Raw genomic sequence first — 25,440 nt, forward strand, 5'->3', positions numbered from 1 at the left:
CGATCTGTTCAAAGACAAAACCCCCGAAGGTCATCCTCCGGGGGTTTTGTTTTATGCGTGCCGTATAATCGGTAAACTAGCGTTTTGATCTGCATACAGGAGCATTGAGTGAACACCATCGTCTGGTACGACTATGAAACGTTTGGCGCAAACCCAGCCTGGGATCGCCCAGCGCAGTTTGCTGCTATCCGCACCGACGAAGACCTCAATGAAATTGAAGAACCGGTCGAAATATTCTGCCGTCAGTCGGATGACTACCTGCCGCATCCGGAAGCCGTGTTGATCACCGGCATTACGCCACAAGACTGCCAGAGCAAAGGCATCCCAGAGAAAGACTTTATTGCTCGCATCAACGAGATGTTCAGTCAGCCGGGTACCTGTGTTGCGGGCTATAACAGCATCCGCTTTGATGATGAATTTACTCGTTACACCCTGTACCGCAACTTCTTTGACCCCTATGCACGCGAATGGCAGGGCGGTAACTCCCGCTGGGACCTGCTTGATGTTGTGCGTTGCGCGTACGCACTGCGCCCGGAAGGCATTGAATGGCCGAAGAATGACTTGGGTAAGACCAGCTTTAAACTTGAGCACCTGACGGCTGCTAATGGTCTCGATCACGGCAAGGCCCACGATGCTGTCTCCGATGTGCGTGCGACCATTGCTCTGGCACGTTTGGTGAAAGACAAGCAACCTAAGTTATACCGTTATCTATATCAGCATCGCAGTAAGCAGACGCTGGGCGGCCTGATTGACGTCGGCACCCATAAGCCATTGATGCATGTGTCAGGCATGTACCCGGTAGAGCAGGGTTGTATGGCTGTGGTGGCGCCCCTGTGCTGGCACCCGACGAACAAAAACAGCTTTATTGCCTGGGATTTATCGGTTGATCCCACCGAACTTTACGACCTGACCGCAGAGCAGATCGCGCAGCGTGTATTCACCCGAGCCGCAGATATGCCCGAGGGCATGACGCGCCTGCCGTTGAAAGAAATACACATCAATAAATCGCCGGTGATCGCACCTGCGAATACCCTGACACCGGATCAGGCCGAGCGTTGGAGTATCAGCGGCGACAACCTGCGCAGGCACCTGAAGATACTTCGTGATGCAGGGCCATTAACCGCGAAAATGGCTGAAGTCTTTGGTGGTCGACAGTTTGCTGAGATTACTGACGTTGATGCCCGTTTGTACGACGGCTTTTTCTCGAATGCTGACAAGCAGGCAATGGACGAAATTCAGCGAATGCAGGGCTGGGATCTGGCGGATTATCCGAATCCATTTCAGGACGAGCGGGGCGAAGAAATGCTCTTCCGTTACCGCGCTCGCAACTTCGCTGACACTTTGAGCGAAGACGAGCGCGAGCGTTGGGAACAATATCGCATCGAAAGACTGATGAAGGGTGTATCAGGCTCACCACTCCTGACCTTCGAGCAGTTCGCGCCAATACTGGAGCAGGCCGCCCAGCGTGTTGCCGATGACCCTCAGAAGTTGCAGTGGATCTACGAACTGCAGATGTATGCGGAATCCATTTTTCCGGTGACGGACTATTAAAATGAACCCACGTCTGAGAAAAGTACTCGATCACCCGTTACATAAATTTCTGGGCGTCGCAGATATCTCGTCTGAGAATGGGCAAGGCGAAATTCGTATAAAAGTCAGTGAAGAACTGGTGAATCCAGCCGGTTTATTTCACGGAGGCGTGGTCTATGTGCTTAGCGATGTCTGCGCCTACGCCGGGCTTTTGAGTTTATTGGAAGACAGTGAAGAGGCGGTTACCCACGACCTTCATGTGTCCGTACTGCGCCCCGCTAAATTGGGGGATGAGGTGACCTTCCGATCTGACGTCGTGAAACGCGGTCGTCAGTTGTGTTTTTTGGATGTCACGGCCAGCGCCAATGAGAAAGTCATCGCCACAGCCCGGGTGACGAAGAGTATTGTTACCGGCCAGGAATAAGCTTCAGATATTGCGCTTTGCATCGCGATAAAAGTTCTCGTGAGAACCGAGAGCAATCAGCTCCAGAACCACAGCACCATCCTGATAGCTGTATCCGAGTAGAGTCAGCTGTTTTGCCATCTTGAATTTATAAACGCGCATGAAGGCCAGGTCGCCTTTCTTCTGCTCCCCAATAGAAGGGTCGCGCATGACATCTCTCACCGCGTCATCAAGATCACATTTCTGTTTTGTCTTTAGTTTCTTAACTGCTTTTTTGAAACTGGGCGTCTGTAAAACGCGGGTGACTTTGGGAGTGGGCTCAGCCAAAGTCGTAATCTTCCTGCTTGCCGGCTTCTTTTTCAGCCTGAGAGATAATTGCCTGCTTTACAAACTCATAAGGCAGGTCTGGATTGTCCTCCATGATTTCACCGATCTTAGCCCAGTGTTCAATTTGCTTGGGTGGCGTCCGGTTTAGAGCTTTGGCCATGACGGTGGCCTTTTCGACCAATTCTTGATCAAGTCGGATACTGGTAGTTGCCATGATTGGATACCTAGGAGTTCATTGTTGGCTAAAAATGTAGCAAGTTGCCACAATTGTAGCAACTTGCATTGCGCGCTCTTTTCGCAACTGTGTACTATTTGCCCGTCAGGCTTTACTTATCCGCCAGATGCGGTGCCATCACTTCTTCAAGAGTGAAGCCTGTCAGGCGACGAATGGTGCGCCACAGGTAGTAGAAGATCAGTAGCATCATTGCCATAGAAGGAATCGCAATCATTGGGTAGCTCACCAGCGTCATGCGGCCCAGCTCCTCATTGAACGCTTGGGTGCCAGAAGGGCTGACGACAATCCACTTCGCCAGTACGTAATTCATAATCGACGAAAACAAAAACGTACCGGCAAAGAAATACGTTGCCTTCATTAAGCGGCTCTCGAATTCTTCCGTAGCATTATTCTTTTCAAGAGCAGTCTGAATCTTCTCAACATCCAGTACGCTTGGGTTGTACAGCATAGTGCGCACCAGTGGATAGCGAGTGCGGGTCGAAATGAGAACCGCCAGGCCGATAATGGCAGGAATCGCAGCTTCTTTGATGGCCAGATAGCCAGCATCAAGTTCCAGCAGACCGATACCACCCGTCAGGCCGACGCTGACCATGCCCAGTAACGCAATAAAGTTTTTCTTACGGTACTTAACCAGCTCAAACAGGCCCCAGCCCAAAGGAAATGCCAGACCGAGTAAAAGCGCATTCACACTGCCGAGATGCTCGTCACCACTGAACTTCATCAGAATAATGGACGGAATCACAATACTGACCATCAGGTCGACAAACGGACGTGGCTGATGATCAGGCGTATTTGAGCTTGGAGCAGACATGTATCAGTAACCTTATAAACACAATTAGAAAGCAATCGAGAGTATACGACGATCACGGCAGGAACGTTACCGCCCCGCCAGGGCTATGAGAGTTCTACCTTCTGGGTCCGACTGACCAGGACAGAATCTGGCTCAGCTCTGTGAGGCTGTAACCGGTTTCGTCGCGCCAGCGCAACATGGCCTCCATAAAGGCTTTCCAGCTCGCCTTAGATGACGGCACACCATCAATCACGCCTTTGCTCGTGAGCGCCAGAATCATATCGTCACTGAATATTGGCGAATCCACACCCATACGACGCAGGAATATTTGACCGGTACGACCACCGACACGGTTACCGCGCTTGCGGAATACTTTCAGGTTGTCGGCGTAATCTTCCGGTTGCCATGACGCAAACCACTCAGCCGCTGAACCGTGCTCATGCTGGAGGTCCGTAAAGAACAGAGCGTTCTCGTACACCGAATTGATCTTCGCCATATGCCGGATGATGGTGTCATCCTGCATAAACTGCTCGTATTGCTCCTGTGGCCACATGACCAACACGTCTGTGCGGAAATTGCAGAACACCTCTTCAAAACGCGGCCACTTATTCGCAACGACCTTCCAGTTAAAGCCAGACTGAAACACACACTGCGACAGGCAGGACAACCAGCGGTCATCGGGAATCGCGGCCAGCTTCTTGGCGGATACAGGCTTCATTGCATGCTTGAACTTCAGATCGAAGTCATGATGCTGAGCAGCGGCTTGTTCGAGGTAATGGCTGAAAGAGAGCATGCGAATAGCCTATGAAGAATGAACAGAAAATAGTGTCTCGCCATGATATGGGCAACCGCTTCTGAATGTAAAGAATACATGGTTATCCATACAGTATGATTCGGACTTTTCGAGCAAAGCGCGCACGCTTTGTTTTCGTGCTTGCGCGTTTTGTCAGAGCGGGGTACCGTAAACCTCAATCGAATCAAAGAGTTGCCAGCTTGGTTTACAAGTTTATAGGCAAGCACTCGCCGAAATAACAGGCGTGCGCGTTTTTCTGGAAGGGAGATTTGAGTTATGGAAGATTTTTCAATTGAGTCAAAGAGTTATCCCGGAAAGCTCGAAAGAGTGTCCCAGGATAAATGCGCACGCACACTAACAAACTGTTATGTGCTGAGGAGAGATCTTGACTACGCGATATTATGATTACATCGTCAATAAAATATCGGCTGCGAAAAAGACAGCTGACGATTTGGCGAAAGAGGTAGGACATCATGGCCTAGAAGGTCAAATTCGCGAACTTGCACTGAAAGAATGTGTAGAGCCTTTTTTGACGCATAGCTTTCAGTGTAGTTCCGGGAAAATGATAGACATATTTCAAAGTCAGTCTGACCAAATAGACCTCATTGTTTACCAGACGAAAGCCGCGCCACCTATTCTTATAAATAAAGACCTTGGATTTTTTCCAGTTGAGTGCTGCCGTTACGCATTTGAGGTTAAGTCAACTTTAACGGCTTCTCAGATAAAGGATGCAATAAAAAAGTTCAAATCACTTTGGCCTTTAAAGTCATATCCGAAGCGCCAGGACGATGGAAGCATAGAGGATGGAGGCCCAAGACCTGTAGCGGTCTTATTTGCTTTTGACTCAGATGTTTCAGGAAGTGAAATTACTCGTTTTCTGAAATACGAATCGTCCGTTCACCCCGCCTGTACAGTGTTGTGCGTATTGGGTAAAGGCTATTGGTTCTTTCATGGCGGTCGGTGGCATGGGTTCGCAGCTGATGAGAACGAACCTTATTCCGAATTCTGTGGTTTTATTACAGGATTTATGAATACATTAGCAGCTGAGGAAACAGCTATGAGACCATTTTCTCCTGGTGGCTACATGAGGGCGGAGGATCAGAGAGTCATGCCTGTATCAGATGTGGAGTCAGGCACATAACCAGGCCAGGCACGGCGACGGCTTTTCCATTGCGGCTGCCGCCTCCATTTCAAAGCCGCGCGTGCTCGCGGCGTTATATTCACGCTATGCGGCGAGACTAAATCATGGATAATTTATGGAAATCACTAAAAAGAAAGTATCCAGATATTTGTACTTATCGGTCTGTTAGTAGAAAAATAAGGAAGAAAGTGAGCAGGAAAGCATCAGAAAAAAACCATGCCTTAGGTAAACCAGGAGCATATGTATATGCAGATGAATCTGGTAATTCAGGCAAAGGTATATTTAGTGAGCAATCACCAATTTATTATCAAGGCGCGATTCTTTCAGTTGGTGAAATTGATAACGCCGTTGCCCCTATAATCGAACGTTACTGTGATCAGAATAACTTAGAGAGGCTACACGGTTACGAGCTGGGCGAAGCAGTAGTAAACAGTATCTGTATCGATTTAATTAAAGCCTTAGAAGGTGTCGACTGGCAGTTTCACTATACCGCTATTGAAAAGAGATATATATCACCTACCAAGTTTGTAGACACTGTGTTTGACTGTTATGACAACCCTGCAGTTCACCCCTTATGGTATACAACAGAGTTGTTCCGTCACACTTTGTGTATATTGATCGACGACATGATGGAGGGAGGTGTTGATGTGGCGTTCTGGCAGTATTACCTAGCAGATGATGTGGATGGGCTAATTGAAATTTGCGGGATACTACTAGAAAGAGCACCACATATATTTGATAAGCGAGCCTGCGAGGTGGTAACAGATGGCTTGGAATATGCAATTCAAAACCCAGATATTTTCACCCTAATTGCAGCCAAAGGTAAAAGTGCATATAAAAAACAAACTCCTAATATTGTTGCCTTCTCTAGTCTTTTAACGGCTACTCATCGCTTTTGCAATAAATTTGGTACTAGCGTATCTGAGCTAATACATGATCAAAGTGATGAGTTTAAAGGCACGATGAGGGAATATCATCGCATGTTCTTTGGGGTAGATTATGAGGAAGATGAGTTTGGTGGGATACCACAGTTTAAAGAAGTTGAGTATGAGCTAGGTACTTTCAAGCTTGAGTCCTCTAAGAACTCCTACGGGTTACAAGTAGCCGACTTGTTTTTATGGTTAGTTCAGCGTGATGTTAACGACGAAGATCTGAAACAAACAAAAGCTTTAATCCTAGAAAATTGTGACGATTATTTTATTTCTAGAAATATGTCGCTAGCTATTGTTAAAGCGAGGCATCATCAAGTAATGCAACAAGACATAACGCCTGAACAGATGCAGGCAGGAAAACAACTCAACAAACAAATTGTGGCCAACCAACTACGAAAAATGAAAAAATGAATATAACAAGTTGCTGCACACGGAAAAATTACTCGCTGCGCTCCCAATTTTCCGGTGAGCAAGGCGTTATGTGAAAATAGGATTCCGATTTTCGTCGTGATCGAATTATTTTCAAGACCAAATTAATTAATGAGTAAAGTATATGAATGATGAGCCCGAACTAGAACTATCGATCCTATCCCAGGAATTGAAGAGTGGTGGAAGGACTGTATCTGTTGAGATTTACCGTCTTGAGGGTGATGAAGAGTGGGCTCTCGAGATCGTTGATGAATTCAATAATTCGACAGTATGGGATGATACTTTTCCCACTGAGTCCGCAGCACTAACTGAAGCAAAAAAGGCTATTCTAGAAGAAAGGGTAACATCTTTCGTTGGTCCAGAAGACGGCAAGAGTGATGGTGGGAACTGGAAATAATATAGCTGATCACACAACAATGCGTATCAATCGCTCCCTGATCTTGCCCCGATAAAACGGACACCGAAGTTGAACTAGATAGCATCCGCTTCGGAAACCTCACCAAACCACCCACGCATACCCACTGATCACGACAATACAACTCAGGTTGATCCGGAATCCTGCACGCATCATATCTTTCTGTGCGACATGGCCGCTGCCATAAACAATGGCATTTGGCGGCGTCGCGACCGGCAGCATAAAGGCGCAGGACGCCGATACGGCGATTAACGCACTCAGTATTACTGCCGGAATCCCTAAGCTTTCTGCGATGGCGGCAAACACGGGCACAAGTAAAGCCGCACTGGCGGTGTTACTGGCGAATTCAGTCAGGAATACTACAAAGGTCACGATGGCCATAATCACCAGAATCAACGGGGCGCCTTGTAAGAAGTCGCCAATATGATCGGCTAAGAACACGCTGGTGCCGGTCGCTTTGAGTACGGCGCTTAAGCAGATACCACCGCCGAATAATAAGAGCACGCCCCAGTCGGTGGTTTTTTCTATTTGTTTCCAGGTGACGACGCGGCTTAAGCCCAGCGCAATAATGGCGCTGATGGCAATGATGGTGTCGAACTTGGGCAGGCCTCCGAGGAACTTATTCAGCGGTGAGCTGAATATCCAGCAGAGTACCGTTACTCCAAATATCCCCAGCGTCATCAGGCGTGGCTGCGTCCATTCTAGGGCTTCGTGTTCAGCTGTAAATCTGTGTTTCAGGTCGGGTCGGATAACTGCAAATAATACGGCCAGCATGACTGGCAGTAGTAATAATGACAAAGGGCCAGCCAGAGTCATCCAGTCGGCAAAGGTCATGTTGTTCTGTGCCGCTGCAATGGCATTGGGCGGGCTGCCAACTAAGGTAGCGATGCCGCCGATGCTGGCGCAGTAGGCAACACCAAGCAGCACAAAAATATAAGTGGGGCGCTGCTCTTCTTCATTCAGTTGATGCAGTACGCCTAATACCAAAGGCAGCATCATGGCCGTGGTGGCGGTGTTGCTGATCCACATCGACAGGCCTGCGGAGACGGCAAACAGCATAAACACGGCGACGTTAAATCGGCCTCTGGCAAGATCGAGCACTTTGTTGGCAATCGCTGTATCGATTTTCTGGGCGTGCAGGGCTGAGGCGAGAGCAAAGCCGCCTAAGAAGATAAAGATAATCGGGTTGGCAAAACTGGCGAGTGCTTTGGTGGTGTCCAGTACTCCGAGAGCTACCGCTAGCACGGGGACGAGCAGGGCGGTAATGCTGACGTCTAAGGCTTCGGTGAGCCAGAGTACGGCGACAAATACTAATATGCTGAGGCCGTCAACGACAGCAGGCTCAAACGGTAGCCAGAGTTGCATGGCTGCGAAGAGTAATGCGTTGGCAATGATAATGAGTGTTGAGCTGGGCATAGACGTCTCGTTGTTTTCTTTTTATTGGTAGAGAGTAAAGAAAAATGAGGGTGCAGGTAAGGGGGCAGGTCAGGGTTTGATCAGCTGCCCTTAGGTTTCGCAAGTGGTGGGCAGTGCCCACCCTACGCTTCGGAAGGACATGGATGGTTGCCGCTGTAGGGCGGGCATTGCCCGCCGATAAATCAGATGCGTCTGACCTTGATCTGCCGCCCTTTAATGCGGCTTTTTTCTAACAGGCGCAGGGCTTCATTGGCGTATTCACGCTCAACGGCGGCAAAGGCAACGAAATCCAGCACGGTGATATCACCAATGACTGATCCTGGGATTTTGCCTTTCGCCGTGATCGCACCGACGATATCACCCGGGCGCAGTTTGTTTTTACGGCCTTCGGCAAAACACAGGGTCACATACGGCGGCTTGGCCGGTTCGTGTTTGTCGGTCAGGTCGTTTTCGTGCATCGCCTCGATATTGTGCTTCAGCAGGTCTTCGATGGCTTCGCGCTTGTAGGTTTCCCGTTCGCTGAACAGGCTCAGTGCCAGGCCTTCTTTCCCGGCGCGGCCAGTACGACCAATGCGGTGTACGTACACTTCGGGGTCGCGTGGAAGCTCGTAGTTAATCACGGCTTGCAGATCATCGACATCCAGGCCGCGTGCGGCAACGTCGGTGGCGACTAAGCAGTGAGCGCTCCCTTGTTTGAAGCGGATGTATGTCTGGTCGCGGTCGCGCTGATCGAGATCGCCGTGTAATCCCAGTGATAAATACCCGGCATGGCGCAGTGCCTGTGATACTTCATTCACCGATTGTTTGGTATTGCAGAACACCACCACCTGCTCCAGTGCAAAATGCTGCATGGCTTTTAACAGCGCATCGGTGCGGCTGTGTTTATCGCAGCCAATCAGTTGCTGTTGAATATGGTTGGTGTTGTGTACGGCTTCGACTTTTATCGTCTCGGGCTCGTGCATCAGGTCTTTGCTCAGCGCTTTGATGTTGTCGGGGTAGGTGGCCGAAAACAGCAGTGTCTGGCGGTTGTGTTTCGTGTGCGAGGCGATGTCGCGGATGTCGTCGGCAAAGCCCATTTCTAACATGCGGTCGGCTTCATCAAGCACGAGGGTGTTGACGTTCTCGAGCACCATGGTCTTCTTACGCAAGTGATCTTTAATGCGCCCTGGGGTGCCCACAACGATATGCGCGCCGCGCTCAAGCGAGCCGATCTGAGGCCCAATCGATACACCGCCTGAGATCACGACGATTTTAATGTTCTGGGTAAAACGGGCGAGTTTGCGTAGCTCATCAGCGACCTGTGTCGCCAGTTCACGGGTCGGGCAAAGCACCAATCCCTGAATACCAAAGAACTTAGGATTCAGGCTCTGCAGTAGCGGAATACCAAACGCCACGGTTTTGCCGCTGCCGGTTTTTGCCTGCGCCAGTAGGTCATTGCCAGCAAGGCTGACGGGCAGCGACTGTGCCTGAATCTCGGTGGCTTCTTTAAAACCTAACTGATCCAGGTTACTCAGCATGGCTGGGTTAATGCCGCTGATACTATCAAACATACTCATGAGGTCGCCTTGCGCTTCAGAACCACGCCGGTTTCGATATGGTGGGTGTACGGAAACTGATCGAACATGGCAAAACGCACGATGTCGTGGGTTTTGATCAGTTCCGTCAGGTTCGCGTGCAGTGTATCCGGGTTACAACTGATGTAGATGATGTTGTCGTATCCGGCGGTCTGTTTTACTGATTCATCGTCGAGGCCGGCGCGTGGCGGATCGACCAGCACGGTGCGGAAATCGTAGCTGCTCAGATCAACGCCTTCGAGGCGGGTAAACTTACGCTCGCCGCGCAGGGCCTGCACAAATTCTTCAGACGACAGGCGCGCGATGATCAGGTTGTCGATCTGGTTGTCGGCGATGTTTACTTGCGCGGCATTCACCGAGGTTTTCGATATTTCGGTGGCCAGTACGCGCTCGTATTTATCGGCAAGTGCGACAGAGAAGTTGCCGTTGCCGCAATACATCTCGACCAGGTCGCCGCCAATGTCGTCTGACGCCGAACGCGCCCAGCTGAGCATCTTCTGATTCACTTCGCCATTCGGTTGAGTGAAGCCGCCCTCGATCTGGCGGTAGCTGAATTGTTTGCCATCGACGGTGAGTACTTCGGTCACGTGGTCGCGCTCAAGTACCAGCTTCTGTTTACGGGAGCGACCAATAATCGGGAAGCCAATGCGTTCCTGCAGTTTGCGGGCTTCTGCTTCCCAGCTTTCATCGAGTTTTTTATGGTAAATGAGGGTAATCAGGGCATCGCCGCTTAATGTCGTCAGAAATTCAACCTGAAATAACCTGCGCCGCAGCAGCTCGCTGGTGTGAATTTCGGCCAGCAGCTTTTTCATCAGTTCATTGATGAGTGGAGAGGCTATATTGAATTCACGTACTTCCAATGCCTTCTTGCGGTTGCCCGGTTCGAACATGGCGTAGAAGCAGCGGTCTCCCTCGTGCCAGAGGCGAAACTCGGCGCGCAGGCGATAGTGGCTGACGGCGCTGTCATAGACTTCCAGAGCGGGTGGTGCGAACTCGGCGAACAGACTGTTCAGCCGTGCCTTTTTCTCGGCAAGCTGGGTATCGTATTCGGCAGGATTGATAGGATCTGGAAAGATTTCTGACATGAGATAACCGGTGATGAAGCGTGAGGGCCGGTATTATACGCGGCCCCGCACAGAGTGCGAGTATGGCGCATAATGTCATTTCGGCCAATGATTGGGTATTTTTATCGGGTACTGTTCCAGTCATAGCTACAAATAATGTGCTTTGATAGTCTGATGAGTAAGAGAGGTGTGTATGAGTGATGTGTTGCAAGGGTTGGTCGAGTTACTTGAACCCACAGAAATCGGAGAAAACACCTTTCGCGGTGAGACCCAGGACCTTGGGTTCCGTGCGCTGTTTGGCGGTCAGGTCATGGCGCAGAGTCTGTCATCTGCACTAAAGACGCTGCCAGAGGGCGACTGGCACGCGCATTCCTTTCATGTGTATTTCATGTTGGCGGGTACCGTCACCGATCATCTTGAGTTTGAGGTGGACCGTTTGCGGGATGGCCGCAGTTTCTGTACGCGGCAGGTAAAAGCCATTCAGAATGGCCGTGCCATTCTGACCATGATCTGTTCTTTCCAGCAGACAGAAGAAGGTTTTGAGCATCAGGCGCCTATGCCTGAGGTAAAAGGGCCAGATGGCATTCCTTCCCAGGTCGATCTGGCGCGTATGTTCCGGGATTACTTTCCTGAAAAAGTCCGCGACATTTATACCGCCGACAAGCCCATCGAGATGCGTGTGCTCGATCCGGTGAATATTTTCGCGCCGACCAGGAAAGACCCAGTGAAGTATCTTTGGATGAAAGCCGACGGCTCGCTCCCAGAGGATACTGATCTCCACGCTAAGTTACTCGCGTATGCGTCTGACTTTAATCTGTTGCCGACTTCGCTTCACCCTCATGCGCGTTCATATGGCCAGAAAGGTATGCAGATGGCGAGTCTGGATCATAGTGTCTGGTTCCACCGTCCGTTCAGAATGGACGAGTGGTTGCTGTATGCGATTGATAGCCCGAATGCGGGTGGAGGTCGAGGGTTCTGCCGCGGTCAGGTTTTTAATCAGAAAGGTGAGCTGGTAGCGTCTGTCGCGCAGGAAGGGTTGATCCGTTACCGTGAACCGGAAGAAAAATCATGATGTTGCTTCGTTTTATCTTTATTTTTTTCCGCCAGAAATGGAACGACAATAAAGATCCTCTTGCTCTGACGACCTATAGTTTCCGGGTAATGCCCTGGGACATGGATCTGAACCTGCATCTGACGAATACACGTTACCCTGCGTTTATCGACGTTGGCCGGGTGCAGTGGTTTGCAGAAATTGGCTTGTTGCCACTGATTATGAGCAACGGCTGGCGCACAGTGGTTGCCAGTCAGACGGTGACCTTTGTGCGTGAGATTAAGCCGTTCACTAAGGTGGATATCGAGAGCCGGGTTCTGTATTGGGACAGAAAGTACCTCTATTCAGAGCATCGTTTTCTGGTGGAAGGCAAGCTGCATTGCAAAGCGCTGGGGCGAATTGCTCTGGTTCGTGGTGGTCGTGTGCGCAGTTTCAGTTCGCTACTGCAATCCATTGATAAGTATCATGGCCGAGAGCCGGGGGAATACATCGCCCCTGAACCAACGCCTGAAATTCAGGCCAAAATTGATCTGCTGACCTTGAAGCGTGACGCTGAACTGGCGCGAGCCCAGGCAGAGGCCGAAAAAGATTCCGAAGACGAGAAGGTTATTCCTTAGGTTCTTCCTTAAGGTTTTTTGCCAGCTTCTTTTTGGTTTCCATTTTCGTTTGAAGACGATGGTCAGAATTTTCCTCTGACGCCTGATCATCGCTTTCATTTTTCTGCAGTAGTTCGCTTGCTGCAGAAAAATCGAAGCCTTCAGAATCCTCCATCTCTTCAATGTTCGGGCGTATGCCACATCCACTGCCTTTTACTGGCATTAAACCGGAAGTTCCTGGCGACTTTTTCATATCAGTACCTTGTTTATTTCGGCTGATCTTCACGTAGTAGCAGCTTCGGATTCACCCTGGCGTTATTGAGGCTGACGGTCCAATGCAGATGTGGGCCCGTGGCCCGGCCTGTTTTTCCGACGGCTCCCAGTAAATCGCCTTGCTTGATCACATCACCTTCTTTTACATCGACACGACTCATATGACACATCATGCTGATCAGTCCCTGGCCGTGGTCAATAAAGACGCTTTTACCGTTAAAGAAAAAATCACCCGTTAACACAACGGTGCCACCTGCCGGAGCAACGATATCTTTGCCTTCCGGGGCGGCTATATCAATCCCGCTATGAGGGTTGCGCGCCTGACCATTAAAGAAGCGCTTGAGTCCGAATGCGCTGCTGTATGGCCCGGTGGTCGGCAGAATCATCTGATTCCAGTCAGGAGTTAAATCAGCAGAGAAGCTCGTGTACACCGGAGTCATCTGGTTATATTCACGCCCGATACGATCCATGTCGTTTTTCTGCGGATTTACCTTGCGCTTATTCTTGATTTCGATGTGCTGCTCTTCGTAGGCGAAGTCCTCAAGGATTTGAGGCTGTTCTTTGCCATCGATTTCCAATGTCAGCGCGCCTTCGGCTCTGAGTGGCACGCCAATAACAGCGTAACGTTGCCCGTCAATGACGGTCGTGAGAACCGGCTTGTCGTTTAAGGTCACCGCATTGGTACTTTTTACAGGCAGTGAAATGATGCCGCCAGCAATTGGATTATTCGGTATTTCGGCTAATGTGTGTAACGCTGAAAGAGAGAGCAGGGCAACGCTTAATTGTTTAATCATCATCGTTTTGAATATCAATAATCGTGCTGGTGAGTTTGCCGGAGCGAATCAGAGTTTCTATCTGGTCGCCGGTGTTCAGTTCGCTCGTGTCACGCACGACGGAGCCATCGTTTTTGCGGGTTATCGAATAGCCGCGACTGAGGACTTCAAGCGGGCTGACGGAGTTGAGAAGCCGCATACCGGCACCAAGTTCCGTTTTCTTTTTCTGCAGTTGTTGCTGCATCGCGCGCTCGAGGCGACTACGGATCTGATTCAAGGTGTTCTGGCTTTGTGTCAGTCCACGCTGTGGGTGTAGGTGCGCTAATGATGTCTGGAGTCGCTGCAGGCGCTGTTGAGGCTCTTTCAGTCGTGACGTCATTGCACGTTGCAAACGTATCTCCAGCTGGTCGAGATGCTGGGCTCTTGATTGCAGCGCTTGTCGCGGGCCGCGTAGCCGGGATTGCAGTTGCGTCAGCGAGCGTTGGGCGTGATGAAAGCGCTCCCGTTGGTTGCGGACCAGACGTTGCTGAAGGTCATTAACGTAGCGCAGCATCTGCTGGCCGTCGGGGCTGATGAGTTCGGCTGCTGCTGACGGAGTCGGTGCCCGCATGTCGGCGACAAAATCTGCGATGGTAAAATCGACTTCGTGACCCACAGCACTGATAACAGGCAATTGAGAGTTGGCAATTTCGCGCGCTAGAACCTCATTGTTAAATGCCCAGAGATCTTCAAGTGAGCCGCCTCCACGACCAATAATTATGGCGTCGGCCGTGTTGTCGCGGTTTGCCCGGTACAGCGCGTTGATCAACTGCTGTGGCGCTTCTTCCCCCTGAACTGCAGCAGGGTAAAGATCGACCTCGAGCAAGGGCCAGCGGCGTTTCAGTACCGTTAGCATGTCGTGGATGGCAGCGCCGGTGGGTGAGGTGATAATTGCTACACGTTTGACCGAGGGGAGTGGCCTTTTACGCTCTTCAGCGAACAAGCCTTCTGCAGTTAGTTTGCGCTTGAGTTGTTCGAACGCGAGAAGCAGGGCACCTTCACCGGCTGGCTTCATCGCATCGACAATCAGCTGATAATCACCGCGGTTTTCATACAGACTGACCTTGGCGCGGACTTCAACTTTATCGCCTTCTTTTGGTTGAAATTTCACCATGCCTGCCCGTGAACGGAACATGGCACAACGCACCTGAGCACCGCTGTCTTTTAACGTGAAATACCAGTGACCCGAAGATGGTCGTGCAAGGTTGGATATTTCGCCTTCGACGCGCACAGACGCAAACGATACTTCGAGCATTTGTTTAGCCCGGCGGTTGAGGTCGGATACGGTAAAAATACCGGGATCACGGGGGTGGTCTGTCTGATACATAAACAATCTACTGGTTCGATGGTCAAAGGCTGACATAAGGCGGTGTTTTTGGCCAGTTTTTGTCTTACCTGTAGACAGGGGCGTAAAAGCATTCTAGGTTAGACGGGTCGTTTCGAAACGACCTAATTTGATCAGAACAAGGAAATGATCCATGAAAAAACTGATTGCTGCGGCAGCACTGATTTCTGCGTCTTCTTTTGCAATGGCTGACAACGGCCCTGCGGGCTGTGGTCTGGGTACTGCGGTTGTCTTCCCGGATGCTAACGAATGGCACGAGCACGTACTGGCTGCGACCACCAACGGTACTTCTGGTAACCAGACCTTTGGTATGACTTCAGGTACCCTGGGTTGCGAATCAGCTAATGGCCCTCTGAAAGCGGCTGAAGCGTTCATGAACGACAATATGGATCAGCTGGCTGCTGACAGTGCACGTGGTCAGGGTGAAACTCTGGACGCGCTGGCTCAGGTTATGGGCGTAGAAGCGGCTGACACTGCAGCGTTCCGCGCAACTGTTCAGTCTAACTTCGATAGCATGTTTACTACCGAAGCGACTGCTGGTGATGCGTTCCGTTCTCTGACTGAAGCAATGTCTCAGGACGAAGCTCTGCAGAAATACGTAGGCTGATACTTCAGTCTGTCATACTCTGAGGCGCATCATGTGCGTCTCAGTGTTGTTTGTTAAGGATTTTCCGTGGGTCATCAGTTTAAGCTGATTCTTCTTGCCGCTTTGTTGGCAATGTTCTCCTCCTCATCTGTTCTTGCTGCTTCTGATACCAGTCATTTCAAAGCTATTCCGGCTGATGAACTTCGCGCTCTGGCGTCGCATCAGCAGTGGCTGCATCTGCTGCACTATCGACAACACCCCTATACCTTTCGTTTTATCAGTCAGAATGATTCACCTGAGTTCTTTCTTGCTGAGAAGGGCAAGAGTGATGCGCGCGATGAGTTGGTTGCCGACCTGAATGCGTTTCTGCTGACGGATCAGGCGGATAATGCCTCCGCTCAGTGTCGTTTTCCGGCGCGTTATCATTGGTTGAAACACAGGCTTCCGCAGGTTGGTTTCGTTGATCAGCCATGCTCAGAATTTGATGAGTGGCGCAATGAATTAAATGCCCACCGTCTGACGCTGATCTTCCCGGCCTCTCATATTAATTCGCCATCGTCGATGTACGGGCATACCTTGGTGCGAATGGACAGAGAAGATCCGTCCAGCAGTAAGTTGCTCGCTTACAGCGTAAATTTTGCGGCCAATGCGGACCCAACCGACAACGAGTTGGTGTTCAGCTATAAGGGTCTGTCCGGTGGCTATCCGGGTGAAGTCTCGGTGATGCCATACTACGTAAAAACTAACCAGTACCAGCACATGGAGTACCGTGATACATGGGAATATGAGCTGGACTTTGGTAGCGCTGAAGTGGATCAGTTTGTGCGTCATGTCTGGGAGCTTCAGGATACGGCGTTCGATTATTTCTTTTTTGATGAAAATTGCTCATACCGGTTACTGACGATGCTTGATGCCGCATCGTCCCGGTCAGACCTGGCAGCCGACTTTAAAATGAAGGCGGTACCGGTCGATACTATTCGTGCTCTTTATGATGCTGGCTTTGTGTCGCGAGAGTTTTATCGACCTTCTGCTGCGTCGGTGATGGAGTCCAATGCGGCGCTGGCCTCAGAGCAGGAAGCAGAACTTGCCCGTACCATTGTTGAGGGTGACCCCCCGATTGATGCCTTGTTGGCGGGCCTGCCTGAAGAGTCGCAGATTCGTGTCCTGGAGCTGGCATACAGTTATGCACGCTATCTGTCAGTTAAGAAAAAGCAGGCGAATCCGGTATTACGAAAGCGAACCCTGCAGATACTGTCTGCTCGTAGCAAGCTGCCAGCGGGCGATGTGTTTCCTGCACCACGAAAGCCAGAGTTTCGTGATGATGAGGGGCACGGTACATCGCGCTTAAGTGTGGGTGGTGGTTATACCGGAGAGCAATGGCACGGTGATATTAACTGGCGCATTGCTTACCACGACGTCCTTGATCCATCGAAGGGCTTTTCACCCGGTGCTCAGATAGAAATGGGAGATTTCTATGCACGCGTCACGGAAGACGGTGATGTTCGGTTGCAAAAGCTGACGCTGGTGAATGTGCTGTCACTCAGTCATAAAACGCGTTTTCAAAACCCAGTTGCATGGACGGTGAGTGCTGGTCTTGATCGGTTTAATCACGAGGACAGTGAGCTTTTCAGCCGGTTTAACCTCGGTTTCGGCAGAGCCTGGCAGCTGCCGTTTGGCCTACGTGACGGTAAGCGATTGGGCAGCGCACGTGTCTTCGCCCTCGGCGATATGACCGCACGCGCTGATAATCAATTTGACGATGGCTATCAGGTATCTGCTGGCGTGCGTGCTGGCTGGCTATGGCAGGGGCGTCTGAATCAGGAACTGATCCAGTTTCGTTGGCAGCCTGTTGCGCTGGGGGATGACACTCCGCGGCGGGAACTGACAATCGAAGAAGCCTTCAATGGCTTCGATGATGTTCAACTTCGCTTTGGTTTCAGTCGTCAGTGGGCGTCCTCGGAGGCGGTGAATAGCTGGAAGCTAACCTATGCCTGGTATTTCTGAAGCGTTCAGGCTGGTTCGGATTTCCTTGATGCTTGCGGTGGCTGCAACGTTAAGCGGTTGCGCCTCGCTGACGACCCTGTATTTTCACCCGCAAGAAGTCTGGTTACAGACGCCGGACCGTTTTGATATCGATTATGAAGATGTCTGGCTGACTGCGGATGACGGCACAGAACTTCATGCCTGGTTACTCAAGCCTGCCCCAGCGACTGAGAAAACTAAGGTTATTCTCTACTTGCATGGGAATGCTGAGAATATCTCGACGCATTCGCGCAGTGTCTTCTGGTTGGTAGAGGAGGGGTACACTGTCCTCGCTCTTGATTATCGCGGGTTTGGCGCATCGCAGGGACGGCCGATATTGCCGGATGTACTTATGGATGCAAAAGCTGGCGCAAGCTGGCTGCGGGGTGCTTACCCGGATCACTCTCTGGTTGTTCTTGGCCAATCAATGGGCGCAGCGCTCGCGGTCAATTTCGTTGCAGACTATGGTCGCGACTATGACGTTTCTCAACTCATACTCGAAGCGCCGTTTGCTGGATTTCGCAGTGTGGCCAGAGAGATGTTGCAGCGTACCGTCGTCGGTACCATTGTCTCACCCCTTGTTTACTTGATCCCATCAGACTGGGACCCGAAGGACCGCGCTCCCAATATCCATATTCCGGTCATGCAGCTGCATAGTCCTATGGACCCGATCGTTCCCCTGTCTGAAGGAGAGGTTCTTTTCGAAGCCTTGCCTGCAGATAAACGGTGTTTTATTGCTTCGCAGGGGCCGCATATCGCTAGTTTTCGATACAGCAAGTTTCGGGAACAGGTGGCGGATTTTCTGGTCAGGGGAGAGTGTCCGCAGGTCGAAGCGGATACAGTTAAAACAGAAAGCGTCGCGGGATTTACCGACGAATGACCTTCCGGTATAATGCCCCGCCTTTCCTTCAACCTCATTCTGGAAGGCTCTTCTATGTTGCGAATTGCTCAGGACGCACTCACTTTTGATGATGTGCTGTTAGTTCCCGGTTATTCCGAGGTACTGCCCAATCAGGTCAGTCTGAAAACCCGCCTGACCAAAGGCATTGAGCTGAACGTTCCCCTTATTTCTGCCGCGATGGATACGGTCACTGAAGCGCGCCTGGCAATTGCAATTGCTCAGGAAGGTGGCTTAGGTATCGTCCATAAAAACCTGACCATCGAGGAACAGGCTGCTGAGGTTCGTAAGGTCAAGAAATACGAAAGCGGTGTGGTCAAAGATCCGATCACTGTGCCGAGTACGAGCACCATCCGCGAAATTCTCGAACTGACTCAACAGCACAGCATCTCTGGTATGCCTGTGGTTGATGGCGAAGAGCTGGTGGGGATTGTCACTAGCCGTGATGTTCGTTTTGAGAAAAATCTGGATGCTACGGTGGCGTCGGTGATGACACCAAAAGAGCAACTGGTCACCGTGAAAGAAGGCACCAGCCCTCAGGACGTTCAGGATCTGCTGCACGTTCACCGCATTGAGAAAATTCTGGTTCTTGATGACAACGAACAGCTCGTTGGCATGATGACCGTGAAAGACATCGAGAAGGCGAAAGCTTTTCCAAGTGCTGCAAAAGATGATCAGGGTCGTCTGCGTGTTGGTGCTGCAGTCGGTACTGGCGCAGGCACCGAAGAGCGTGTCGAAGCTCTGGTAAAAGCGGGTGTTGACGTGATTGTTGTTGATACAGCACACGGTCATACATCGAACCCAAGCGGCACCGGGGTTATTGATCGTGTGCGCTGGGTGAAAGAAAACTTCCCTGAGGTTCAGGTGATCGGTGGCAATATCGCGACGGCTGAAGCTGCGATTGCTCTTGCCGAAGCCGGGGCCGATGGCGTGAAAGTGGGTATTGGCCCAGGCTCTATCTGTACTACACGTATCGTTGCTGGTGTCGGTGTTCCTCAGATTTCAGCGGTAGCTAACGTGGCTGAGGCTATGAAGAAATACGATGTGCCTGTGATCGCTGACGGTGGTATCCGTTTCTCGGGTGATATCTCGAAAGCCATCGTTGCTGGCGCAAGTGTTGTGATGGTTGGCTCCATGCTGGCAGGTACTGACGAGTCTCCGGGTGAAGTTGAATTGTTCCAGGGACGTGCGTACAAGGCATACCGTGGCATGGGTTCTCTCGGCGCTATGGGCCAAAGCCAGGGCTCGTCTGACCGTTACTTCCAGGACAAAAAAGCCGGTGTTGATAAGCTGGTTCCGGAAGGCATCGAAGGTCGTATTGCCGTGAAAGGCCCGCTAACGAACATTGTTCACCAGCTGATGGGTGGTGTCCGTGCTTCCATGGGCTACACCGGTTGCGCGACGATCGACGAAATGCGTACCAAACCTGAGTTTGTGCGTATTACATCGGCGGGCATGTCTGAATCGCATGTTCACGACGTTCAGATCACCAAAGAAGCGCCCAACTATCGCTTAGGCTGATCGCTGGCAATTGCTAAGATGTGGGGATGATGAAAGTCATCCCCGCTTTTGTTTTTAAATCTTTTTTCTGGAAAGCCCAATGTCACAAGACATCCACGCTCAACGTATTCTGATTCTGGATTTTGGTTCACAGTACACTCAGCTGATCGCTCGTCGTGTGCGTGAAATCGGTGTGTTCTCTGAAATCCGCGCCTGGGACATGGACGAAGCGGAAATCCGCGAGTACAACCCGTCCGGTATTATTCTCGCTGGTGGCCCTGAGTCTGTGACAGAAGCAGGCTCTCCGCGTGCCCCTCAGGTGGTGTTCGAGCTTGGTTTACCTGTTCTCGGTATCTGCTATGGCATGCAGACTATGGCTGAGCAGTTGGGTGGCAGTGTGCAGGGCTCGAACATCCGTGAGTTTGGTTATGCCCAGATTCAGGTTGAGACGAACAACGCTCTGTTAAAAGATATCAAAGATCATGTCAGTGAAGATGGCAAAAGCCTGCTCGATGTATGGATGAGTCACGGCGATAAAGTTGCCACCATGCCTGAAGGCTTTGAGCTGATGGCAACCACGCCGAGCTGCCCGATTGCCGGTATGTTCCATGCTGAGAAAAGTTTCTTCGGCGTACAGTTTCACCCAGAAGTGACGCACACCCTGCAGGGTAAGCGTTTGCTTGAACACTTCGTCATGGATATCTGTGGCTGTGAAGCACTCTGGACGCCAGCAAAAATTATCGAAGATCAGATCGAACGCGTGCGTGAGCAGGTCGGTAACCAGAAAGTTCTGCTGGGCCTGTCGGGCGGTGTTGATTCATCGGTTGTGGCGGCGCTGCTGCACAAAGCCATCGGCGATCAGTTGACCTGTGTTTTCGTTGACAATGGTCTGCTGCGTAAGAACGAAGGCGATATGGTGATGGACATGTTCGCCAAGAACATGGGCGTCAAAGTGATCCGTGCCGATGCTGAAGACCTGTTCCTCGGCAAGCTGGCTGGTGTTTCTGACCCAGAGCAGAAGCGTAAGATCATTGGTAACACCTTTATCGAAGTGTTCGATGAAGAAGCCGGCAAGCTGAAAGACGTTCCTTTCCTGGCGCAGGGCACCATCTACCCAGATGTGATTGAATCTGCTGCCGCGAAAACCGGTAAAGCACACGTGATCAAGTCACACCACAACGTGGGCGGCCTGCCAGAAGACATGAAGATGGATCTGGTGGAACCACTGCGTGAACTGTTTAAAGACGAAGTACGTAAGATCGGTCTGGAACTGGGCCTGCCTTACGACATGGTTTACCGTCATCCATTCCCGGGTCCGGGTCTGGGCGTGCGTATCCTCGGTGAAGTGAAGAAAGAATACGCTGACGTACTGCGTGAAGCGGATGCCATCTTCATCGAAGAACTGCACAACTTCGACTGGTACCACAAAACCTCTCAGGCATTCGTAGTCTTCCTGCCGGTTAAATCGGTGGGTGTCGTAGGTGACCAGCGTCGTTACGAGTGGGTAGTTTCACTGCGTGCGGTAGAAACCATCGACTTTATGACCGCTCGTTGGGCGCATCTGCCATACGAACTGCTGGAGAAAGTCTCGAACCGTATCATTAACGAGATCGAGCATATCTCCCGCGTAGCTTACGATGTGTCGTCTAAGCCGCCAGCGACCATTGAGTGGGAATGATTCGACGTCTGGCAACACCAGGCACCTACAAGCAGTAAACCTACTATAACCCATTGTTTGCAATGGGTTTTTTCTTTCTAGGCATGGTGATTTCAAGCACCTTCTAGCACCGCCAAGCAAACTTTTTTCATGGGATTTTCCATGGTATCGTCTTTTTCAATGTTGATGACCAAAGACAATACCATGCAGTGATTTTTAAGGTCTTCATGGTATTGGATTTCGTTAACTCTTTGTTATCTAAAAGAAAAACACCCTAAAAATCGCTAGTTTTTATCATGGTATTTGGGGCGTTTTGAGAGGGTACCTTTATGTTGACTGATACCAAGCTTCGAAACCTGAAACCCAGAGACAAAATGTACAAAGTTGTTGACCGCGATGGGCTTTACGTCGCTGTATCCAAGACTGGTACAGTCTCATTCAGATACAACTACTCATTAAATGGTCGCCAAGAAACGCTGACTTTTGGGCGCTATGGCGTGGGTGGTATTAGCTTGGCAGAGGCTAGAGAGCGTCTTAACGAATCAAAGAAAATGATTGCTTCTGGTAAGTCTCCTGCGAGAGAAAAGGCACGCGATAGGGCGCGGGTGAAAGGTGCCGAAACATTTGGTGCTTGGGCAGATAAATGGCTGCGTGGGTATCAGATGGCGGATTCAACCCGCGATATGCGCAAGTCTGTCTATCACCGAGAATTGAAGAAGGTTTTTGGAAATCAGAAGTTGGTTGAGATTACCCATGAAGATCTACGCTCTTTGACTGACGCAATAGTTGAGCGGGGTGCTCCAGCAACCGCTGTTCATGCGCGCGAAGTCGTTTTAAACGTCTATCGTTGGGCGATTGAGCGAGGACAGAATGTAGAGAATCCGGCTGAAATGGTACGTCCAACCACTATAGCTAAATTTGTACCGCGTGAAAGAGCATTAACACCGTTTGAAATTGATCTGATGTACAAGTACATGAATCGAATAGGGACATCACCTCAATACCGCGCGGCGATTAAACTATTGTTGCTCACTCTAGTGAGAAAGTCAGAGTTATCCAATGCAACCTGGGATGAAATTAATTTTAGCGAAGCGCTTTGGACTATTCCGAAAGAACGCATGAAAAGACGTAAGCCTCATTTAGTTTTTTTATCTCAACAAGCAATGGATATCTTTATTGCATTGAAAACATTTGCTGCTGGTTCAAAGTATGTGCTTCCCTCGCGGTATGATTCGGATACACCTATGAGCAATGCCACGCTAAATAGGGTGCTCACATATACTTACAAAGCTGCTCAGAAAGATGGAAAGTCGCTTGCTAAATTCGGTCCTCATGATTTGCGCAGGACAGCCAGTACGCTGCTGCATGAGGCTGGTTACAACACGGATTGGATAGAGAAAAGTCTTGCCCATGAACAGAAGGGAGTTAGGGCAATTTACAATAAAGCGGAATACCGAGAACAGCGAACAGAAATGTTACAGGACTGGGCGAATATGATTGATGAATGGACTAGCGAGAACCGAGAAGTAGAGGCATACCAGGCCTGATGGCTTTAGCGTCTGATTGTTTACGCTCTTCAATCCAATTTTCTACTTCCGCTAAATCCCATGCGACATTGCGGCTTGTTAATACGATGCGGCGAGGGAATTCGCCGCGTTTTTCCAGATTGTAGATGGTGCGATCTGAGAGCGGAATCATCGTTAATAATGTTCTGCGGTTGATCAGCGTCTTTCCTGAATTCAAGGTGCTTCCATTATCCCGATGCTTGGTTTCTCTGGTGTTACCCACGGCTATTATTCCATCTACTCAATTTACGGATGTCGAGCGAGAACACTAACAATTCATGTATCGACTTTCCGTTGCAAATCTTTCAATGCGATAAAAAATTATTCTGATAGGGAATGCTGCTGTGCAATCAGGTTATTCAGCCATTGCCGAAGAAACGAATTAAGCTCTTTACGCTGTTGAGGGTGGAACTTGCCAGGCTCTGGAAAGACTTGCTGATAGATAGGCGGTATCGACATTTCAAAGGTAAAGGCTTCTGCCATTCGTTGAGATGGGTAGATAAGTACAACCATCTCCGGATCTTTGCATAGATCGCCGTTCTGCTCAAAGTAATGCGCCAGTGACACCGCAATACCCTCATCATTGCCTGAAACACCGTCCAGATGGGGTAAACGCTCCACCACCCAATCCATTAACCCCGCCACCTGACTGCGGCGACATTGATTGGGTACAGCCCTCTCATTAGTAATAACACCCAGTTTAATCAGCCGGTCATAGTTAGTTTCATAAATGGTCTTTCTCATAATGGTTACCCTTGAGTTCGTGAATTGTGCTTAACGAGCGCAGCACCCGTCTGCGCTCCTGCACCGCTGGCGAAGCGTGGGGGTAGCAAATGGCCAGTGGCTCACCGGAAGCCGCAGCTAAGTGACTGAGCAACGCGAAGGAATCTGAACGGGTGAGGAAGCGCGGAGCCTTGCACTTGCAATGCGCGAGGGGCAAGGCCCCTTAGCAAAGTAGCTTGAGCATCTGGGTTGATATTTGGCTGAGAGGTGGATGAAGGTGAGGAAAACTGTTTCGATGATTTTGCAGCCTGGAGGGCTGAAGCGTTAGGGATTGATAGGGCGGCAGTTCCCCAACGGGGAATGAGCGATTAGCGAACCCGGCCAAGCTCGGTAAACGCCAACATACTTAAATCAAGATACTTCTAGAATGGTTGAAATAACAGCTAGACGTAGGTTTCATCGCAATTGGATGTAGTATTTTTTTCCCTGAAAAGAATGACCTCGGATTCCAGATAGAAAACCTTGCGAAACCGCTTACACCAGGGTAATTCCGGGCGCTCTCCAGTACAGCGCCATTTTCTCAGTGTGCTGGGCGACAGGCCGAGTAGGGAAGCTGCCTCTTTGGTGGTGAGTTCACGGTCAGTAATAGCCGCTGTGGTGTTGTTCATATTTTGGTTCCCGAAAGAGTCACGAGCACATTAGCGATATAGTTAGTCGATAGTCATACTTTTGTTTTCAGCCCTTAAAGAAATATATTTCAAGCATGAGTGCTATCTATTGAAATCGAGCTTTTATAGGATCTATCACACCTTGTGACTGTATTGACATACAGTCACAAGGTGTGATGAGTCGCCCAATGGTTACACTGGGTCTAATCTGCAGAAATTTTTCTAGTGTGCGGGTATCGTTGGAAGTTAGTCAGCCGCGGTCCTAGCCCGGATTTCTCATGAGGGGATAAAAGAAAGCGGCTGAAAGTGCTATAGTTTCAGGACCTTACACCGTTCACCAAGCACCAACAGCCGCTATCCAAAATGGTACCTGAAAAACTGACCTTCTCGCCACTGTCTCGCCGTCAAATTGAAGCCGATTTCTCCGGTGGTCATATCACCTCCGATGCCGGCCTGCTTTTGCTTCGCGAAGTCGACAACCAACACCAGCTCACTCAGCGCCTGGCTACGGTGCTGGACGATGCCCGTAATCCGGTACTGGTTCGCCACAAGCTTCAAACCATGATCCGGCAACGGGTCTTTGGCGTAGCCGCCGGATACGAAGATCTGAACGATCACGAAACGTTACGCGCTGACCAGGCACTTCAGACCGCGACTGGCGAAGCGGCCATTCTAGCCCGGATTTCTCATAGTGC

27 protein-coding genes are annotated in these 25,440 nt (G+C 50.4%); 14 read left to right on the plus strand and 13 right to left on the minus strand.

Features of this window, described 5'->3' with window-relative positions; translation table 11 throughout:
• Window positions 1-108: 108 nt before the first annotated feature.
• Complete coding sequence (gene sbcB / locus B2R29_RS01980; protein ID WP_301179551.1) at window positions 109-1,551, plus strand: exodeoxyribonuclease I; 1,443 nt, start codon at window positions 109-111, stop codon at window positions 1,549-1,551.
• Window position 1,552: 1 nt separating this feature from the next.
• Window positions 1,553-1,954: a PaaI family thioesterase gene (locus B2R29_RS01985; RefSeq protein ID WP_301179552.1), complete on the plus strand. Its 402-nt coding sequence runs from the start codon at window positions 1,553-1,555 to the stop codon at window positions 1,952-1,954.
• Window positions 1,955-1,957: 3 nt separating this feature from the next.
• Here the strand turns inward: B2R29_RS01985 and B2R29_RS01990 are convergent, their stop codons facing one another.
• The 4 genes from B2R29_RS01990 to B2R29_RS02005 form a co-directional block, all read right to left on the minus strand.
• Entirely contained in the window at window positions 1,958-2,260 is a 303-nt protein-coding gene (locus B2R29_RS01990; RefSeq protein WP_301179553.1) for a type II toxin-antitoxin system RelE/ParE family toxin, read from the minus strand.
• Window positions 2,253-2,474: a TA system antitoxin ParD family protein gene (locus B2R29_RS01995; RefSeq protein ID WP_301179554.1), complete on the minus strand. Its 222-nt coding sequence runs from the start codon at window positions 2,472-2,474 to the stop codon at window positions 2,253-2,255. The genes B2R29_RS01990 and B2R29_RS01995 overlap by 8 nt, the downstream gene beginning before the upstream one ends.
• A 112-nt stretch (window positions 2,475-2,586) precedes the next feature.
• The gene (locus tag B2R29_RS02000; protein WP_301179555.1) at window positions 2,587-3,306 is read right to left on the minus strand and encodes a VC0807 family protein; all 720 of its coding nucleotides are present in this window, start codon (window positions 3,304-3,306) and stop codon (window positions 2,587-2,589) included.
• Window positions 3,307-3,400: 94 nt separating this feature from the next.
• On the minus strand, window positions 3,401-4,078 hold the full coding sequence (locus B2R29_RS02005; RefSeq protein WP_301179556.1) for a DNA-3-methyladenine glycosylase I: 678 nt from the start codon (window positions 4,076-4,078) through the stop codon (window positions 3,401-3,403).
• 385 nt (window positions 4,079-4,463) lie between these two features.
• On the opposite strand from B2R29_RS02005, the gene B2R29_RS02010 reads away from it, so the two are divergent.
• From B2R29_RS02010 to B2R29_RS02020, 3 genes are all read left to right on the plus strand, one after another.
• Window positions 4,464-5,219 carry a DUF6602 domain-containing protein gene (locus B2R29_RS02010; protein ID WP_301179557.1) on the plus strand — a complete coding sequence of 252 codons (756 nt, stop codon included), beginning with the start codon at window positions 4,464-4,466 and terminating at the stop codon, window positions 5,217-5,219.
• Between the two features lie 104 nt (window positions 5,220-5,323).
• Window positions 5,324-6,562: a DUF3800 domain-containing protein gene (locus B2R29_RS02015; RefSeq protein ID WP_301179558.1), complete on the plus strand. Its 1,239-nt coding sequence runs from the start codon at window positions 5,324-5,326 to the stop codon at window positions 6,560-6,562.
• Between the two features lie 142 nt (window positions 6,563-6,704).
• On the plus strand, window positions 6,705-6,977 hold the full coding sequence (locus B2R29_RS02020; RefSeq protein ID WP_297531869.1) for a hypothetical protein: 273 nt from the start codon (window positions 6,705-6,707) through the stop codon (window positions 6,975-6,977).
• A 99-nt stretch (window positions 6,978-7,076) separates the two neighbouring features.
• Here the strand turns inward: B2R29_RS02020 and B2R29_RS02025 are convergent, their stop codons facing one another.
• The 3 genes from B2R29_RS02025 to trmA all read right to left on the minus strand — a co-directional run bounded on the left by B2R29_RS02025 (window position 7,077) and on the right by trmA (window position 11,070).
• Window positions 7,077-8,411: an SLC13 family permease gene (locus B2R29_RS02025; protein WP_301179559.1), complete on the minus strand. Its 1,335-nt coding sequence runs from the start codon at window positions 8,409-8,411 to the stop codon at window positions 7,077-7,079.
• 182 nt (window positions 8,412-8,593) lie between these two features.
• Entirely contained in the window at window positions 8,594-9,967 is a 1,374-nt protein-coding gene (gene dbpA, locus B2R29_RS02030) for an ATP-dependent RNA helicase DbpA (protein WP_301179560.1), read from the minus strand.
• Window positions 9,964-11,070, minus strand: a complete 1,107-nt coding sequence (gene trmA / locus B2R29_RS02035; protein WP_301179561.1) for a tRNA (uridine(54)-C5)-methyltransferase TrmA — start codon at window positions 11,068-11,070, stop codon at window positions 9,964-9,966. Before trmA ends, dbpA begins: the two co-directional genes overlap by 4 nt.
• A gap of 172 nt (window positions 11,071-11,242) precedes the next feature.
• On the opposite strand from trmA, the gene B2R29_RS02040 reads away from it, so the two are divergent.
• A complete protein-coding gene (locus B2R29_RS02040; RefSeq protein WP_301179562.1) occupies window positions 11,243-12,121 on the plus strand; it encodes an acyl-CoA thioesterase in 879 nt (292 codons plus the stop codon).
• Window positions 12,118-12,717, plus strand: a complete 600-nt coding sequence (locus B2R29_RS02045; RefSeq protein WP_301179563.1) for an acyl-CoA thioesterase — start codon at window positions 12,118-12,120, stop codon at window positions 12,715-12,717. The genes B2R29_RS02040 and B2R29_RS02045 overlap by 4 nt, the downstream gene beginning before the upstream one ends.
• Here B2R29_RS02045 and B2R29_RS02050 read toward each other — a convergent pair.
• Genes B2R29_RS02050 through xseA form a run of 3 tightly spaced genes read right to left on the minus strand, consistent with a single transcriptional unit; the run spans window position 12,707 to window position 15,108 of the window.
• Window positions 12,707-12,949 (minus strand): hypothetical protein, encoded by a 243-nt coding sequence (locus B2R29_RS02050; RefSeq protein ID WP_301179564.1) that lies wholly within the window; start codon window positions 12,947-12,949, stop codon window positions 12,707-12,709. The two genes, B2R29_RS02045 and B2R29_RS02050, sit on opposite strands and share 11 nt — an antisense overlap.
• A 13-nt stretch (window positions 12,950-12,962) precedes the next feature.
• On the minus strand, window positions 12,963-13,766 hold the full coding sequence (locus tag B2R29_RS02055; RefSeq protein ID WP_301179565.1) for a M23 family metallopeptidase: 804 nt from the start codon (window positions 13,764-13,766) through the stop codon (window positions 12,963-12,965).
• Window positions 13,756-15,108: an exodeoxyribonuclease VII large subunit gene (gene xseA / locus B2R29_RS02060; protein ID WP_301179566.1), complete on the minus strand. Its 1,353-nt coding sequence runs from the start codon at window positions 15,106-15,108 to the stop codon at window positions 13,756-13,758. The genes B2R29_RS02055 and xseA overlap by 11 nt, the downstream gene beginning before the upstream one ends.
• Before the next feature lie 151 nt (window positions 15,109-15,259).
• Here xseA and B2R29_RS02065 point away from each other — a divergent pair, with 151 nt between their 5' ends.
• The 6 genes from B2R29_RS02065 to B2R29_RS02090 all read left to right on the plus strand — a co-directional run bounded on the left by B2R29_RS02065 (window position 15,260) and on the right by B2R29_RS02090 (window position 23,336).
• Window positions 15,260-15,733 carry a DUF3015 family protein gene (locus B2R29_RS02065; RefSeq protein WP_301179567.1) on the plus strand — a complete coding sequence of 158 codons (474 nt, stop codon included), beginning with the start codon at window positions 15,260-15,262 and terminating at the stop codon, window positions 15,731-15,733.
• A 66-nt stretch (window positions 15,734-15,799) separates the two neighbouring features.
• Entirely contained in the window at window positions 15,800-17,716 is a 1,917-nt protein-coding gene (locus B2R29_RS02070; protein ID WP_301179568.1) for a DUF4105 domain-containing protein, read from the plus strand.
• Window positions 17,700-18,614 carry an alpha/beta hydrolase gene (locus B2R29_RS02075; protein WP_301179569.1) on the plus strand — a complete coding sequence of 305 codons (915 nt, stop codon included), beginning with the start codon at window positions 17,700-17,702 and terminating at the stop codon, window positions 18,612-18,614. The genes B2R29_RS02070 and B2R29_RS02075 overlap by 17 nt, the downstream gene beginning before the upstream one ends.
• A gap of 54 nt (window positions 18,615-18,668) precedes the next feature.
• A complete protein-coding gene (gene guaB / locus B2R29_RS02080) occupies window positions 18,669-20,153 on the plus strand; it encodes an IMP dehydrogenase (protein WP_301179570.1) in 1,485 nt (494 codons plus the stop codon).
• A 79-nt stretch (window positions 20,154-20,232) separates the two neighbouring features.
• Entirely contained in the window at window positions 20,233-21,810 is a 1,578-nt protein-coding gene (gene guaA, locus B2R29_RS02085; RefSeq protein WP_301179572.1) for a glutamine-hydrolyzing GMP synthase, read from the plus strand.
• 308 nt (window positions 21,811-22,118) lie between these two features.
• Complete coding sequence (locus B2R29_RS02090; RefSeq protein WP_156873301.1) at window positions 22,119-23,336, plus strand: tyrosine-type recombinase/integrase; 1,218 nt, start codon at window positions 22,119-22,121, stop codon at window positions 23,334-23,336.
• Here B2R29_RS02090 and B2R29_RS02095 read toward each other — a convergent pair.
• The 3 genes from B2R29_RS02095 to B2R29_RS02105 all read right to left on the minus strand — a co-directional run bounded on the left by B2R29_RS02095 (window position 23,299) and on the right by B2R29_RS02105 (window position 24,745).
• A complete protein-coding gene (locus B2R29_RS02095; protein WP_156873349.1) occupies window positions 23,299-23,532 on the minus strand; it encodes a helix-turn-helix transcriptional regulator in 234 nt (77 codons plus the stop codon). The genes B2R29_RS02090 and B2R29_RS02095 overlap by 38 nt on opposite strands.
• Before the next feature lie 143 nt (window positions 23,533-23,675).
• Window positions 23,676-24,098 (minus strand): DUF1249 domain-containing protein, encoded by a 423-nt coding sequence (locus B2R29_RS02100; protein ID WP_204995690.1) that lies wholly within the window; start codon window positions 24,096-24,098, stop codon window positions 23,676-23,678.
• 422 nt (window positions 24,099-24,520) lie between these two features.
• On the minus strand, window positions 24,521-24,745 hold the full coding sequence (locus B2R29_RS02105) for a helix-turn-helix domain-containing protein (RefSeq protein WP_156873299.1): 225 nt from the start codon (window positions 24,743-24,745) through the stop codon (window positions 24,521-24,523).
• Window positions 24,746-25,108: 363 nt separating this feature from the next.
• On the opposite strand from B2R29_RS02105, the gene B2R29_RS02110 reads away from it, so the two are divergent.
• Window positions 25,109-25,440 (plus strand): transposase (locus B2R29_RS02110; protein ID WP_301179573.1); only part of this gene is annotated, 332 nt, incomplete at its 3' end.

Origin of the sequence: Thalassolituus sp. UBA3500 (assembly GCF_002377545.1) — a bacterium.
GTDB lineage: Bacteria > Pseudomonadota > Gammaproteobacteria > Pseudomonadales > Oceanobacteraceae > Thalassolituus.